Origin of the sequence: Okeania sp. SIO2F5 (assembly GCF_010692685.1) — a bacterium.
Lineage (GTDB): Bacteria > Cyanobacteriota > Cyanobacteriia > Cyanobacteriales > Microcoleaceae > Okeania > Okeania hirsuta.
The window spans coordinates 23,113-40,183 of record NZ_JAAHGU010000061.1 but is presented as its reverse complement, the minus strand read 5'-3'; the positions used below and the strand labels follow the sequence as shown (position 1 = coordinate 40,183).

At 34.7% G+C, this 17,071-nt stretch carries 8 protein-coding genes; 3 read left to right on the top strand and 5 right to left on the bottom strand.

What is annotated here, in order from left to right; genetic code table 11:
- Positions 1 to 151 precede the first annotated feature (151 nt).
- A complete protein-coding gene (locus F6K27_RS18885) occupies positions 152 to 403 on the top strand; it encodes a LuxR C-terminal-related transcriptional regulator (RefSeq protein ID WP_353736020.1) in 252 nt (83 codons plus the stop codon).
- A 1,282-nt stretch (positions 404 to 1,685) separates the two neighbouring features.
- Here the strand turns inward: F6K27_RS18885 and adhE are convergent.
- The 3 genes from adhE to F6K27_RS18870 form a co-directional block, all read right to left on the bottom strand.
- On the bottom strand, positions 1,686 to 4,349 hold the full coding sequence (adhE, locus tag F6K27_RS18880) for a bifunctional acetaldehyde-CoA/alcohol dehydrogenase (RefSeq protein WP_287277926.1): 2,664 nt from the start codon (positions 4,347 to 4,349) through the stop codon (positions 1,686 to 1,688).
- A gap of 1,417 nt (positions 4,350 to 5,766) precedes the next feature.
- Positions 5,767 to 6,621 (bottom strand): mechanosensitive ion channel family protein, encoded by an 855-nt coding sequence (locus tag F6K27_RS18875; protein WP_287277925.1) that lies wholly within the window; start codon positions 6,619 to 6,621, stop codon positions 5,767 to 5,769.
- A 708-nt stretch (positions 6,622 to 7,329) separates the two neighbouring features.
- Positions 7,330 to 8,460, bottom strand: a complete 1,131-nt coding sequence (locus tag F6K27_RS18870; protein ID WP_287277923.1) for a hypothetical protein — start codon at positions 8,458 to 8,460, stop codon at positions 7,330 to 7,332.
- Positions 8,461 to 9,853: 1,393 nt separating this feature from the next.
- On the opposite strand from F6K27_RS18870, the gene F6K27_RS18865 reads away from it, so the two are divergent.
- Entirely contained in the window at positions 9,854 to 10,756 is a 903-nt protein-coding gene (locus F6K27_RS18865; protein ID WP_124146255.1) for a bestrophin family protein, read from the top strand.
- Positions 10,757 to 12,456: 1,700 nt separating this feature from the next.
- Positions 12,457 to 13,971, top strand: coding sequence for a 4-alpha-glucanotransferase (gene malQ / locus F6K27_RS18860; RefSeq protein WP_124146256.1), 1,515 nt, complete (start codon positions 12,457 to 12,459; stop codon positions 13,969 to 13,971).
- Between the two features lie 3 nt (positions 13,972 to 13,974).
- Here the strand turns inward: malQ and F6K27_RS18855 are convergent, their stop codons facing one another.
- Together F6K27_RS18855 and F6K27_RS18850 are read right to left on the bottom strand one after the other, a co-directional pair.
- Positions 13,975 to 14,874, bottom strand: a complete 900-nt coding sequence (locus tag F6K27_RS18855) for a RodZ domain-containing protein (protein WP_287277921.1) — start codon at positions 14,872 to 14,874, stop codon at positions 13,975 to 13,977.
- A 289-nt stretch (positions 14,875 to 15,163) separates the two neighbouring features.
- Complete coding sequence (locus F6K27_RS18850; protein WP_124146258.1) at positions 15,164 to 15,931, bottom strand: pseudouridine synthase; 768 nt, start codon at positions 15,929 to 15,931, stop codon at positions 15,164 to 15,166.
- Positions 15,932 to 17,071: the final 1,140 nt, after the last annotated feature.

The following is a 17,071-nucleotide window of genomic DNA, read 5'->3' as shown; positions in this document are numbered from 1 at the left end:
GTAAACAATTTCAAGCTATAAACTGTAAATTATCAATACCATTACAGACATCCTTAAAACTTTAAGGTTTAGCGATCGCCTAATTTATGAAAAATACAGCTCATACAGTTACTTTTATATTACATTGCAAATATCTATGTAACATGTAAAGATGCCAGCGCTCATTGCTATAGATGGTGCTACTTATCTCGATCCACAAGTGGGGAGAATGGTTATTCAAAATTTGCAACCAATATTGCCATCGCTTCCAGAAAATTCAGCTAATTTGTCATCTAGAGAATTAGATGTTTTAAAATTGTTGGTAGAGGGTAAGACTAATACTGAAATTGCTAAAGACCTTTTTTTGAGTCCGAATACGATTAAAACTCATGTCATATCATGTCCGGTCGCATCGGTATTGTAAGCGTGAAGGTAAGGAAGAAGGAAGAAAGAAGAGGGAAGAAGGCTTAAAAGCTTGAAAAAACGTAAATTTTCTCTAGATATTCACTCTTGGTTTTACACAAACGCGCCCCAGAGGACATGATATCAAAGGTATTATGAATAAACTAGCAGTTGATGATCGAGTTAAAGCAGCTGTTGTTGCTTTGAGAACAGGTTTGGTGTGAATTTGACTGTAATTTATTTATTTTATAAATAAATTTTTACCTATGAATTTTATTTAACTAGAGGTAGAGGAAAAAATGAAATATCACGCATTTATATCTTTTTTAGAAATTTGTTGGGTGGGAGCTACTCTTTGCATTTTTAGTAGGCAAGTTGGAATTTGGCGCAGACAAGTTAGAAACAGGAAAAATATAGTCGTAAATTATCAAGTTTTCACAAGAAACAGCAGATAAAAATAATTGTTTATCCTTTATCGTCGTGTATAGCAGAAGAAAGAAGGAAGAAGGAAAAACTTGCGTTCTCTGAGCTTTAAGCTTTTGATATTTCCTAACCTTTGCTGCAACTGCTATAAAGGTGTTCAATTAAAAGCCCAAGCATAACTTAATTGTTTGTAGTAGAGCTTCAGACCCAAAATATATCATCAAGCTAAATCCCTACTACTCGCAAGTCCAGTAGGGTCGTGTCAAGCTGAAAATGGTGTATTAAATTTTTGAGTATAATTCTTGCTCTGACTAAGGTTTGGAGAATTTTCCTAAAACACTATTTCAAGCTTGACGCGCTAGTAGTGTCGTGTCAAGCTGAAAATGGTGTATTAAATTTTTGAGTATAATTCTTGCTCTGACTAAGGTTTGGAGAATTTTCCTAAAACACTATTTCAAGCTTGACGCGCTAGTAGTAGACTGACACAGCTAAAACTGTGCATTAGCTTTTTCGTATAATTTCTGTTATGGCAAGGTTTGACCGATTTTTTCTAATGCACCATTTAAGGTGTGTCAGTCCAGTAGGGTGTGTTAGCGGAACAAAGTGGAGCGTTACGCACCATTTTTTTGAGTCTTGTCACCTTAATGTCTCCTGTCTTCTTCTTTCATTCTGACTCCTGATTCCTGACTAATGGGTGCGTTACGCTATCGCTAACAGCACCCTACTAACTTCTACTTTTTGGGAATATCATAAGATTAAAACCTTTATCTATCAATGCTTTGATAGTTAATCAGCAAATCCTAAGTATTCAGGTGGACATGATATGACTCCTGAGCAATAGGTACGTTACGCTATCGCTAACAGCACCCTACTGACTTTCTTCAACCTTGTCCTACTACAGCAGGTGTACTTGGAGAAATAATCACAGCACCATTACCATTCAACTCTCCAGAAGTAGCCAAGTCACCATGATAAGCATTGGTCAACAACTGCTTTATATCACTAATCAAAGGATACCGAGGGTTTGAACCCGTACATTGGTCATCAAAAGCTTGGTCTGCCAAATCTTCCAGTTTAGCAAAAAATTCAGCTTCACTCACAGAGACCACATCTTTAATTGCCTTGGGAATACCCACCTGACTTTTCAGCTCTTCAATAGCAGCAATTAACAAATCTACTTTTTCATCCTCAGTTTCTCCACCTAATAGCAAATAATCAGCAATTTGAGAATAACGCCATTTAGCATTAGGATATTTATACTGGGAGAAAGTTGCTTGTTTGAACGGCGCATTGGTAGAGTTGTAACGAATAATATGAGAAATCATCAACGCATTTGCCAAACCGTGGGGAATATGAAAAATAGCTCCTAACTGGTGAGCGATGGAATGGCAAACACCCAAAAAACTGTTAGCAAAAGCCATACCTGCAATTGTTGCAGCGTAGTGCATTTTTTCTCGTGCTTTGGGGTCATTAGCACCATTGTTATAAGCAGAAGGGAGATATCTAAAAATTAATCCAACAGCTTTCAACGCCAGACCATTAGTATATTCAGAAGCTAAAACAGAAACATAAGCTTCCACCGCATGAGTCAAAGCATCTATTCCACCAAAAGCAGTCAAACTTTTCGGCATATTTAATACCAACTCTGGATCGACTATTGCCATACTGGGAGTCAAAGCATAATCTGCCAGAGGATACTTAATATTATTTCGGCGGTCAGTCACCACGGCAAAAGGTGTAACTTCCGAACCTGTACCGGAAGTCGTAGGTACTGCTACCAAAATAGCTTTCTCTCCCAAAGGTGGTAAATCATAAACCCGTTTGCGGATATCCATAAACCGCATTGCCAAACCTTCAAACTCTATTTCTGGATGCTCGTACATCAACCACATAATTTTTGCAGCATCCATAGGAGAACCACCACCAATGGCAATAATCACATCAGGATTAAATTTCCGCATCATATCCAAACCCCTGTTGACAGTGTCCAGGGAAGGGTCAGGTTCTACATCATAAAAAATGTCATATTTAACTCCAACTTCATCCAGCACATTTTCTAAACCGCGAGTCATCCCGAGTTCATATATGGGTTTATCAGTGACAATGAATGCTCGTTGTTTACCTGCCAACTCTCGCATGGCAGTAGGTAAGGCACCATATTTAAAGTAAATTTTTGGTGGAACGCGGAACCACAACATATTTTCTCGACGTTCTGCCACTGTCTTTATATTTAGCAAATGGTGGGGTTCAACATTTTCACTAACAGAGTTACCACCCCATGTACCACAACCGAGAGTTAGGGAAGGGTCAAGGCGGAAATTATAGATGTCGCCGATCGCTCCTTGGGAAGAAGGGGTATTAATTAGAACCCTGGCTGTTTCAACTGTATCTTCAAATCGTTTAATATGATCTGTATTGGCAGGAGAAGTATATAGAGCTGCTGTATGTCCACGTCCACCAAATTCGACTAAACTTTCGGCTTTGTCTACAGCTTCTTCAAAGGTATTTGCCCGATACATTGCCAAGATAGGGGAAAGTTTTTCGTGGGCAAATGGTTCTTCTTGATTAATATTTTCTACTTCACCAATAATTACTCTGGTATTTTCTGGAATGGAGAAACCTGCCATTTCGGCAATTTTTTGCACTGGTTGGCCGACAATTTCTGCATTCAACCGTCCGTTGACTATAATTTTGCTCCTCAGTTTGTCTTTTTCTTCTGGAGTTAAGAAATAAGCGCCTCGGTCGATAAATTCTTGTCTGACTGTATCATAAACACTATCAACGACAAGTACTGATTGTTCGCTGGCACAAATCATCCCATTGTCGAAGGTTTTACTGAGGATAATTGAAGAGACTGCCATTTTGATTTCGGCAGTTTCGTCAATCAAAGCTGGAGTATTACCAGCACCGACTCCTAGAGATGGATGACCGGAGGAGTAAGCAGCTTTAACCATTCCCGGTCCACCAGTAGCAAGAATCAATTTAATTTCTGAATGCTGCATCAGTTGTTGGGATAGGGGAAGTGTTGGTTCATCTATCCAACCGATTATTTGTTCTGGAGCCCCTGCTGCAACGGCTGCTTCGAGAACTACCCTAGCTGCTTCGCAGGTACATTTTTTTGCTCTGGGGTGAGGAGAAAATATAATTGCGTTACGAGTTTTGAGACTTATTAATGATTTAAAAATTGCTGTTGATGTGGGATTAGTTGTGGGAACTATCCCGGCAAGAATTCCTACTGGTTCGGCGATTTTTTGAAAGCCAAAAGATTTATCTTCTGCGATGACTCCACAGGTTTTTTCGCCTTTATATTTGTTATAGATTATTTCTGAGGCAAAGTGATTTTTGATTACTTTGTCTTCTACTAATCCCATGCCTGTTTCTGTGGCTGCCATTTTTGCTAGGGGAATTCTAGCTGCGTTGGCTGCTAGGGCGGCTTTTTTGAATATGTAGTCTACCTGTTCTTGAGTATAAGTGGCGTATTTTTCTTGAGCTTGTTTTACTCTTTTGATCAGCTCTTCAAGTTCTTGTTCGTTTGTTACTTTCATATTCTTTCCTTACCCTAATTTTGGATTTTTATGGGGCTGGTTTGATATCTGTTGATATTATAGTTCTGTTCTTTTTTTGTGGGATTGACTCGAATTATTTTCTCTATTTTTTTGTACTTTTTTTATAATTGATGACACATTCTTCTGTTGAAGATTTAATGAAGTTTAAATTAGTATTAAATTTCAGGTAACTATGATTGTTTTATGTATTTGAAAAAAATATCTTGATCCATAAAACAAACAAAATTTTATAAAAATATTACAGATTTTCAGTTAATAGAGTCCGAGAAAATGTGTATAAATAAAATTTGTACAAAATACAATCTCTGTTTTAAATTTTAAATATGAGTCATCAAATTCGGTATAAATTTTGCTTTGTATTTCTACGAACTTGCGTTTTTTCAGGGATTTGGTATACTAAAAAACAATGATATGCTGCCAATTTTATAACTACTTTTAAAAATACTTAAGAAATAATAGGCTGAAACCTAAGTATTTTCGTTCCTGAGATAGCTAGAAAGTAGTAACTGATTGCTGTGCCATCGCTTCAATATATAACTATTTGTGGAAATCAATAATTTATCCATTTTGACAGAATGAAAATTTTGTGGTAACTGAGTATTTAGATATTCTTACTCTTGACTAAAACGACTTTTAGGATCGGCGAAATTTTGAGATTCTCATAAAAGATAACCATTTAACAATTAACAATTAATAATTAATATGGTAGTTTTTTGATTGCGGTTTAATACCACGTCTGTACTTCTGAGATTTTTGGCTATTTGCTCTGTCTAATTGTTTTTCAGACTTTGCTATTAGGTCGCTATAGATGTTCAAATTAATCAGAAATCAAATGTTAATCATCAGTATTTTTTTATTATTTTGAAGTGCAGAATGTGGATTTATAGATTTTATTAGACTTGTCGCTTTATAACTTAAAAATTCCCCAAAAATCTTGTTATGTAAGGATTGTAGCTATTGGATGGCAAAAATGCTGGGAATTATTGCCCTGTCTAGGTTAGAGTGATTCTTTCCCTTTATTTAGCGACAACTCTATTATATTGATGCAGCAAATTCCAAGTATATGAAGTACAGATATTAACAATTAAATATTTGTAGTGCGAGCATCTTGCTAGCTATGGATGTATTTCACAAAGGTGGAATCTGCTGTATCTTCTGATTTATTTTTTGTCAATTATTCAGGGAAAATCTGCCCAGGAACTACTCTACTGTTTCAGGGTAAGCTAGAGTATTTCCCACACAGTATTGAAGCAAACATAACTGTTAATTATCCTTGGACACTAATTCCTCCTTCGATGCGATAATCAGTTAATAACTCATAGCTGATAACGCAGTTCCTCTGTAAGAGGTTAGCTGACCGCTGAATGCTTACTTGAATTTCTCCCCTACTCTATATTTATTCTTGACTAAAATTACTTTTAGGGTAATTAAAATTATGTTTAGCAAAAGCTTGTTTAACTCGCCTCACTAAATCAGTTTTGTAAACATATTCATCCCTAGCATCTATAGGATAAGACTTTAAATGATATTGAGTTCCCCAAGGTTTTTCCTCAACTAATACACTAACTGGAAGTTTTAATTGAGTGTACTTACTGGTATAAGCAGCCAGATGTAAAATTTTAATAACCAGTTCAGAATCGACTCCATGAGCCAAATAAAAATCAGTTGTGACTTGAGCTTCTAAAGCACCATTATTAGCATTAGATATCGGCTCATTCCAAATTTTGTTATGGGGAATAAATATCAGATTATCTTCAACAGTTTGTAAACGTATTCCCCGCAAATCATAAGTAATAATTTCGCCATAATTTTCTCCAATTTGAACTCTATCTCCTACTCGATAAGGAATTTCAAATAGAGCTACTACTCCAGCAATTAGAGAACTAACATAATCTTTAAAAGCAAAACCTAAAGCTACAGCAACTGTTCCAGTTATAGCTAATAAATTTTCAGTCGAAAGTTGCAAGAAAAGACTCAATATATATATTGTGGAAGTCAATAAAATTAAGGCTTGTAAAAAAGGCTCTGATTGTTTCGCTGCTGCTCGAAATCTTAAAGGAACTCTTTCTGATAACCACTTACTCAAAAATTTAACGCTAATAAGAAATCCATAAGCAAGAGCTAAAGCAATTATTGTTTGTAGAATAGTCTGAATATTTATATCTTTGATGCCTATTCCATTTAATCCTGGCGCTACTGTAAGTAAATTAAAATGAAAAAATAATGTTAATCCTAGATAATTTAAAATCATTATACCTCTTGCAAAAATTTTAATTCAATCAATTAAAGATATGAAATAAGCAACTTAATTTCCCCATTTCCTATGTAAGCATTTCCTGCGGAATCCTGCGCAAACAGCCTTCAGCCATCAGCACTTCCCTGCGGGATGCGCTCGCATTCAGCTATTACTTTTAGTTTAGGATAAAAGCTTTATTAATTGTCTTACTACAAAAGTTGCCTTCCTTGCTCTTAAAGTCAGTTGTTATACCATTTCCTTCTTTGTAACAATGCGTTTAATAATTCTTACCAAAACCTGAATTTTGCTAATAGCTGTTATCTTTTATTAAGCGCAACTTCATGGAGAAATAGTATTAATTTAAACACTGTCCTATATGAGAGAGTCTTGTTGCTGATAGCTGACAGCTAATAGCTAAATGCTTACCGAAAAATAAATAATTAGTAATTATTAATTAAATAATTCAGCTTACTCTACCTCCCCTTTCAAGGGAAAAAAAGCGGTCGTTTTGCTGGCGCAAAGCTCCGCAAACATGTCGCCGACATGTTTGCGGAGCATTCCGTCAGGAAAAAGCGGAGCTTCCCGAAGGGTGGGATGGATGGGTTTCCTAACCATATCCAATCGACCAAGAGAAGAAATAATATTTCCTTACATTCAATCAATAACGGCTTTAACCAGAGGTAATTATTCATTATTCATTATTCCCTAATTTATGCAAGAAATCTATTCTATTAAATCAGTAATAAAATTATATTTTTTTAAATGCTTACATAGCTTTGGATAATATGTAGGATGAATAGTCAACAGATTATTCAAACGTTGAATTACCTCCATGCGTAATAATTGTTGAATTTGGAATTGAATTCTACTTTCAGATTCTCCCAAACTCAAGGCAAGGTTAGATAAATTAATTTCTTTGTGCAAAAGCATAGAAAATAAAAGATAGCGATCGCTACTGCTTAATTCTGGTAAATCTAATGATTTAATTTGATGATACTCTACTAAAATATTCTCTTTTTCTGTTTCTTGAGAATCAATATTTTCCATATTTGCCATACTCAAAGATTTTAGCCATAATTGAGAAGCTGCTGAACTTAAACCTTGAGAAATATGTGATAAATAATCAAAATGTTCTTGCATTTTAGCAACTTGTTTTTCTTCATCTAGATCATTTTTATTGAACTCCATATTAGTAATTACAGGCATCAGCCATTCCATAATTTCTTCTCCTGTCATAGTCGGTAATAATAGAGTTTTTTCAAAGTAAGAATTAATATTATAAATATAGTCAAGATACTGCCATGTTAAAGAATTACAACCAATTAACCAAAATCGAGAATTATCTTGAAAGATTCTATTTCTTAAAAACTCAATTCCATCCAAACCATGTATGTGTCGTAGAAAGCAAAATTCCAAACAAGGAATAACTATTAATTCCTGAAATTTGCCAGAATTACCATCAACATCTAACCTTGCAGACAGACCTAAATCATTTTGTAATTTGGAGACAATTTTTAGGAAATCTTTAGGTCTATTTGACCAGGATAATAATTTTATATCTCTGATATTTTCATGACTCCAATTAACTAAAGCTGTCTGGATAATTTGAGATAAAGGTTCTATAGAACTGCTGAGAATTACCAGTTCATTAGCTTCTGGATTTTCTTGCCATTGGCATAATGCTTCTTCTAAAGTAGATTGCAAAATTTTGACATATTTAGGATGACAAGGCAAAGCCTGAATTTGTTGATTTAAACCAGAAATAACATTTTTTGGGAGTTCATCAAATTCATTCTCAATTTCCTGGAATGGAACTTTTATAAACAGAGATTTTAATTGATAGAAAGTTTGCATAATTTTATTAGTATTCACATCGGAGTTGTTATAGCAGGGAACAGGGAACAGTAGGAAAAACATTTCTCTGTCTAAAGAGCATTGTCAGTCTGTGTCCGCACTCTATCTGTCTATTGCTATATACTATGTCCATTTAATAGCTATCAAGAAATAATATCTTAGAAAGTAATGCCTTTGAAGGTCAGATGAATAGTGAATATAATTTTAGCTTGCACTCGATCAATTAAGTTGAATAGCTAGAAAAAGAAACAGTATTAAGTAAATGGGCATAAATAAACGTTTTCTACAGAATGCTGCGCAAAAAAACTAAGAATCTGAAAATGAAGCCAGAATGCAGTTTTCAACCTGATTTTCAACGTTTTGAATTTACATCGCTATTCTACGGATAATTAAACACACTTACTTAGCAATGGATAATGCTTGGATTTGCCAGAATAAAAAACTATGTCATCAGCAAAAAAAAATAGAGGGGAAAAGGATAAATAATATTCTTTTTGCCCACTTACTCACCACAATTAAATCAAATATAAACATTGTGAATATTTATCAAATATAAATGATTAGAACCTTCAGCTTATGAAAGTTATACCAATTTTCTCAAGTCAAACTACACATAACTTGACACCTTAGTTTTCAAGATTGATATAGCGTTTCTCAGGTTAGTGCAGGATGGCGGAAATAACTGACCAGTTACAAAATCGCGGGAACAATTCAAATCAAAAATGATTGACTTTTAACTTCCGCGTAGCAGCACTAGTGAGGTACACTCTTGTATTAACTTGACTATTGCCTGTTGCCTATTGCCTGTTGCCTAAAGCTTAGAGTTTTGTACCTCACGCTTTTTGGGAATTGCTATAGATACTTTTACAAGTGTTGTTTCAGTTTATGAAATTTGTATTATTTAAACTTAGCAAAAAAAGTTTTGATTAATTTGGATTCAAAATATACAATTAATTTTATGTAGGTACTTACCTCAGTAAATGTTATTATGAAGATTTTTTGAGCTTTTGTCAGAGATACTCTACCCCAAGAGCACAACCAAAGTGCAGTGAGGTTTATATGGGTATTTTTAATTTCTTTATTATTGCTTCAGATTTTTGTTTCTCTTGGTTTTAGTTGGATAATGGAGAATTTTTTATACGGCGATCGCTGATCCGCTGTTGTTTGTTGTGGCATCTCTATGATTATTGCTGGTAGCTTAACTTCAAGAGTAGAAGCAACTACAACTGAGGAAGAAATACCAGAGTCTCAGCTTTCATCTCAACCGAATTAATCTGTAGTTGCTTTGACAAAAAGCTTATAAACTTCTACTTTTTTACCGAACTATCAAGCCTAGTCAACTTTTTCTATGGTAATTTGAATTTATACACCACTAATGACTTGTTAAGTAAATATGGCTTTTCGTAACAGAAACTGGATAGAATTAGTATTTACATTAAAAGGCTCAGTAATACCCAGAGTTTGGCAACGAGTAGTAGTTGCAATGACTTTTTCTTTAATAGTTACCATTATTTATCAGAGTGGTCTTATTTGGATTCATCAACCAATTTTAGCTAGTTTAATCCCCGGTGTTGTTTTAGGTTTGTTATTAGTTTTTAGAACAAATACATCTTATGATAAATTCTGGGAAGGGCGAAAACTGATTGGGGGAATAATAATTTCAGGTCGGTCTTTATCAAGACAAATGTGGGTAAATATTCCTGAAAAAACTCCAGAAGATACAGAGGAGAAGAAGGCAGCAGTTTTACTTTTAGCTGGTTTTCTGATGGCAACAAAATTACATTTAAGAAATGAAAGTATCGATGGGCAACTTCAGTCAATTATTAGCAATAATCAATATTTAGAACTGAAAGAAGTTAATCATATACCTCTGAGAATTGCTAAATGGATTGGAGATTATTTCCGAAAAATCTACGACCTTAATTACATAGACAGTATTCAGCTATCTACTTATAATCAAATTTTAGATTTAATGGTAAAAGATAAAACTGGCTGCGAAAGAATTTTAAATACGCCTATTCCTTTAGCTTATGCAACTCACTTAAAACATTTATTATTTTTGTATTGTTTTGCTCTACCTTTTCAATTAGTAGCTGATTTATCTTGGATAACTATTCCTGCTACAGGAGTAATTAGCTTTGCTCTATTAGGAATTGAAGCAATTGGATTAGAGATAGAAAATCCTTTTGGTTACGATCCGAATGACTTACCTTTAGATAATATGTGTAATCGACTTTTGTGGGATATTGAGGAGTTAATGAGTTCTGATTCTCGAAAAGAATATTTAGTTGAGTAAATATAGAGAATACTTTCTCGTATTTAAAGCTGTGAACAGAAAATTGAATGCTTGATAAAACGAGGAAATTTGTAACTGGTAGTGCCAGATAATTAAGAGAATTTTTAGTCTAAAAAAAATTATATGGGCGATTTTAAAACTAATATGCTAACCCTATAATTTCCTCAAATTATCAAATCATTAAAAGTCACAGATGAAGTTTGTAGAAAATGATTATCTTATTAATTAAGATAATTTTTAGCCTCAAAAAATGACATGGAAGCTTTTAAAACTAATATGCACACCCTATACTTTCCTAAAAGTATAAAACAGTCAAAGTCACAGATAAACTTTGTAGAAAATGATTATCTTAGTCATATAAAAGCCATTTGGAATATTAGCTAATGTTGGGATTTTTGGCCTAAAAGTTAGGATATTTATATTTAATTAGGCGTTGCTGATTCTGGGTATGATTTGATAATTTTGTATTTGGGATTTTTTACTTTGGATGGTTTGAACTACTTGTTAATATTAACTTTTCCCAGATCCGGTGTTCCCTGTTCCCTGTTCCCTATAAACCTACTTTCATACCTTAATTCAGCAATGCCTTTAATTACATAATTAATATAAATATCCAACAATCAAAAATCAAATCAATTATTGTACTCTTATTCATCAATTATTTCCTCCTACTCTCTACTCCCTACTCCCTATGGGTGGAGGAGATGCTTCATATATCCCAAATGGGTTCTATAAATTGAACCCCAATGAATATCAAAATTTTAGGAAAGTAACTAAAAACAGTTAGCTAAGTATGTAGGCATGAAAAAAATTAAGTATTTAACAAAAAGTAAAGTAGTTCCTAAGCCTTTTCCCTTCTGCTTTATGCCTTCCTCTAATGATAAATTTTAACACCTACCTACTTATTAAGATGTGGAAATAATTTTTATAACATCAAGTATAAAAACTGTAATTAATACCACAATTTATTTCTCCTATAAAAATTTGGCGTTGCTGAAATGTAATGGTAAGTAGCTGAAGGTAAAATTGAAAAACTTATGTTTTGCGTTGATACTTAATCTAAAAATCATTACCATTCAGCAACGCCAAAAATTTAATATTTTACAGCAAATTAAAGCATAAAACTTTGTACCTTATCAACTCAAAAACATAAAAACTGACGGGAGAAAAGTTCCCGGAAGATTTATCCCCTGGTTGAATAACAACACGCGGGTAATAAAGCAGAGTAAAAGTATGCTATACAAGGAATACTCGCTAAAAACAAGGTTTGTCGCCATGACAAGACCGCTAGTGCGGTGAAATTCCGGCGGACAGGAGGCGGGGACGATGCTTCCTACGACGGCTGTTTGCGCAGCATTCCGCAAGAAAAGCAAGCAACGCAGCTAGAGCAGCGATTTATAGCTCCAATATCTTGAGTAAAACCACTCGTGAAAGCTGCAAAAAAAGTAAGCTCACAGCTAGATTTAGGTCTATGCCGAGGAGTATAGAAGTCTGCCCTTCAGGCTTTAAGCAAATGTGGATTTATGAGGGGCTGTGTGCGGAAGTAAATTCCGCACTTTAAACACCCCGTCCCATTTGCGGTGGATTTGCCACAGAATCCAGGGTATTTCAACCCCTGGAGATGTCAATACTGTAAAATAAATTTTAAGCTGGTATTTCATGCCAGCAATTTTTTTGATTAATATTTTCTAGGTTTAGCTATGCCACTTTCAAGAGCTAGCGGTATTCTACTGCACCCTACTTCCCTCCCAAGTCCCTTTGGAATTGGCGACTTAGGTAACGAAGCATACAATTTTGTCAACTTTTTAAGAGACAGTGGACAGCAAATTTGGCAAATTCTACCACTAGGACCAACAGGTTTTGGTAATTCTCCCTATCTAGCTTATTCAGCAATGGCAGGAAATCCCCTGCTAATTAGTCCAGATAAATTACTAGACCAGGAATTACTCAGTGAGGAAGACTTATCTAATTTGCCAGAATTTCCAAATGACCGAGTAGATTTTGATTTAGTCACAGAATTCAAGCGCTCTTTACTACAAAAAGCCTACGATAATTTTAAAATAAAAGAATCTGAGGAAAAACAAGCATTCTATGATTTTTGTGCCAGTAAAGCTTTTTGGTTAGATGATTATGCTTTTTATATGGCCCTAAAAGAAGCCCACCAAGGAGCTAGTTGGCATACCTGGGATCAAGAAATTGCCCGTCGTCAACCAGCAGCGTTAAAAGAATGGCAGCAACGTTTGGCCGATGAAATTCAGTACCATAAATTCGTTCAATTTGAGTTTTTCCAACAATGGGATGAGCTGAAAAATTATGCCAATGAGCAAGGAATAAAAATCTTTGGCGACATTCCTATATATGTTGCCCATGATAGTGCTGATGTTTGGGCACATCCAGAAATATTCTGTCTAGATGCAGAAACAGGTGAACCATCTTTGATGGCAGGTGTCCCCCCAGATTATTTTAGTGAGACTGGTCAACTATGGGGCAATCCAGTTTATCAATGGGATAGATTAGAACAGGAAGATTTTTTGTGGTGGGTCCAACGTATTCAATCAATGCTTAATAAGGTGGATTTGATTAGAATTGACCACTTTCGTGGTTTGAAAGCTTATTGGGCAGTGCCACAAGGTGAAACTACAGCCATAAATGGTGAATGGGTCGAGGCACCAGGTGAGGCTTTTTTTGAAACTATTAATGAAAAGTTAGGGTCTCTGCCAATTATTGCTGAGGACTTAGGGTTGATTACTCCTGATGTCGAAGAATTGCGCGATCAGTTTGAACTTCCTGGTATGAAGATTCTGCATTTTGCTTTTGACTCAGGCCATGAAAATCCCTATTTACCCTATAACTATGTTTCCCCTAATTGGGTTGTTTATACTGGCACTCACGATAATAATACTACTGTGGGCTGGTTCAATAACCGTTCTCCTGAAGAACAAAAACGAGTTACTCGTTTTCTTGGTTGTACTTGTGGTAATGGAATTCATTGGGATTTAATTCGTTTGGCTATGTCTTCGGTGGCTTCTATAGCAATTTTTCCCCTACAAGATATTTTCGGATTTGGAGAAGAAACTATGATGAATCAACCTGGAGTTGCTGAAGGAAATTGGAGCTGGCGCTATCAACCGGAAATATTAACTTCAGAGGTAAGTGATCGCCTTAGAGAAGTCACAGAAATTTATGGTCGTGAGCCACAAAATGAAGATTCATAGTTTTTAATTTTTAGTATTGCTGGACTGGGAAATTTTAGTATTAGTAGGAGTAAAAACAACTTCTTTTACTTCTCCTGTTTTTCCCAGTTGCATAGTTTGTCCGTTATTAATAGGTATTAATATTCCTCCAGCGTTTCCTGCAAAGAAAACTAATTGTTCTTGAGCTTCCCAGGTCTTTTGAGTGCCCTGCACTAAAGTACCTTCAAATGCTATTTTTCCATCTATTTTTATTGATACCCAGGAGTCTTCTTTGACAATTACACTCACTGCTAAAGATTGTTTTTTATTTTGTTTTTCTAACTTTGCTGTTGTTATTTGATCTGTAGATTTTTCATCAATTTTAATATTACCTGAAGATGCCTGAGCTAAATCACTTTGATTTTTTTCTTTTCTATAATTATTAATTTCAGATTTTTTCCCTAGTATATAATAGGTACTCATTAGACGAGGCAACAAACTAACTGACAATAAAACAATAGATAAATATAAGAAGTAGAGATGATGTGGTCGTAGCTGAGGTATTGATAGATTGAGGAGAGATTTTTTGCTAGTTTCTTGAGTTTTTTCAGTCGGAAACAGATTTGCTAATTGCTCTCCATTTAATCCCATAGCATCTGCATATCGCTTGATTAAACCTTGGATATAAACAGGCTCAGGTAGTTTTTCTAGATTACCTTCTTCTATAGCTTTTAGCAAATTAATTCTAATCATTGTTACTATTGCCACTCTTTCTAAACAAATAGAATGTTTCTCTCGAAATCTTTTTAATTTATATCCTATATCTACTAATGTTTGGTTTTGTTTTTCTTCAAAAGAAAGTTCCTTTTCTTGATGAAAGCGTTTGTTAAATGGTAATAAAAAGAAACTGTTTTTAATATTTTTTATTGCTGTAAAATTTACCATTGATTTAATTTATAAAAACTATTACTTTTGTCATAATGAGAGTGATACTGATAGGATAATAATTAATTTGTTGATATCAATAATATTCTTGATTTTCCGTCATCAATTTAATCATTAATTTTAATTTTATAACTCCTAAATATATTGCTCATACTATTGTTTCAAAACCTTGATACTAGATGTATTGCGATAAAATCAGCAAGATTTATCTAGAAAAAATTATGAAATTCTATGTGGATGTTTTGCTTATTATACCCACTTAACTCCAACTCTTAAAACTCTCTAAGTTTTAGCTTAATTGAGAACTTTTATTGATTTGGTCATGCAAAAAGTTAATTTCAAAATCTTTTAGAGGTCGGTAATGACCACTAGGCAAAACAGACTCTCCAGGTACCTGCAACTGGATTTGGCCAATTGCAGTACGGTGTAGTTTCACAACAGGATGTCCTAATTTTTCTGCTACTCTACGAATTTGCCGATTTCTACCTTCAGAGATAACCACTTCTAAAAGAGTTTGAGAATTATTACTTTCTTCTAGGACTTTAACTCGAGCAGGTAAAGTTTTTTTACCAGATAAGATAATACCCTGACGCCACAATTTTAATGTCAATTCTTGGGGATGACCTTCTACCCATACTTGATAAGTTTTGGGAAGACAATGTTTGGGATGGGTCAAACAATATGTGACTCGACCATCATTTGTGAGGAGTAATGCTCCTGTAGAATCTGCATCTAAGCGTCCTACTGGATGAATCCCCTTTCCGTTTCTCAGTTCTGAACTTAGAATATCTAGAACCTTACTACGTCTACTAGGTTCCGAACAAGTGGAAATTACTCCTATCGGTTTATTGAGCAATAAATATATAGATTTAGGACGGTTTTCTGGTCGGAGGGGCAAACCGTCAACTTCAATGCTGTCCAATTCCGGATTGGCTTTTTCACCTAATGGGATAATTATACCGTTCACCCTTACTCGTCCAGCTATAATCATTTGTTCGGCTTGACGTCGAGAGGCTATTCCCCACTGAGATAATATTTTTTGTACTCTTTCAACCATATTTTTAAGTTCATCACTTTTGTCGATTCAGATTATTAGTCAATATATATAGCAATCATATTTCAGTTGTAAGATTTTAGTGGTAATCAGGAGTCAGCCCTTAAAAGTCAGAATATAAAAGGATTTTGATCGATCTTAATTGTTCTTAAATATCTCAAATATCTCATAAATCATTCCTGATTGCTATAGCAATCCTCAAAGCAACATATAGTTTTTAGCATTTTAATTTGAGATATAAACATAAAATCATATATTTGAAGGAGCGACTGAACAGCAAGTAGACCAGTTAAAGTTTGACAGAGTTCATAGTTTCTGGCAATAGAAAAAATGACAGTTGCTAAAGGCAATTCCCTCAAGGGATAAATAGAGCTAAATGTATAATTTTGAGTTATTAGGAGTTTTCTATCGCTCAATTAATCAAACTACTTGGAGTAAGCAGAATAACTTTTGACAATTGGTTAACTTGATGGGATAACAGAGGGTTTTTCGGGCTATATATATTGAAAAGTAAGAGGCAGAAAAACTAAGTTAAGTCATTCTAGGCAGAGGAGTCGGGGAGTAAGGGAGTCGGGGAGTCGGGGAGTCGTGAGCATTTTATGCTTATGAGAATTGGTCTTGCTTACACCAAATTAATATAAAGTTGCATAGAACAATATTTTAATCAGGCGTTGCCTGTACATTAAAGAAAAACTTGTTAATAAATTTCATAATTAGTGCTTGCTGATTAAATCTAAAAGCATTGACATATAAAGACAAGTGCCTTTTTGGGGTCGAATTGCAGTGCGCCTGTTTCAGCTCTTCACGCTCATGCATGGAGCGTATTTTAGGCTCATAGTTGGGCAGAACAATTCAAGGGACAATTGTTACTCCTACCTCCTCGCTCCCGATCCATTTCTCCCCTCCACCGGAGGGGTTAGGGGTGGGTTGTCTCCTACCCCTACTAAAAGACTTTTTCCGTAAACCCTAATTATGTGCCATCGACACACCCAATATCTACCACCTGGTAGTTTTCACTCATGTTGACTACAGTAAAAATTATAGATATACCTAAAGTTTAATAAGTTGCAGAAATAGTTGTATTCTATGTTAATGAAAACTGCTATAAATACCCGAAAAAAGTCCTAGACAATTTAGAATGTT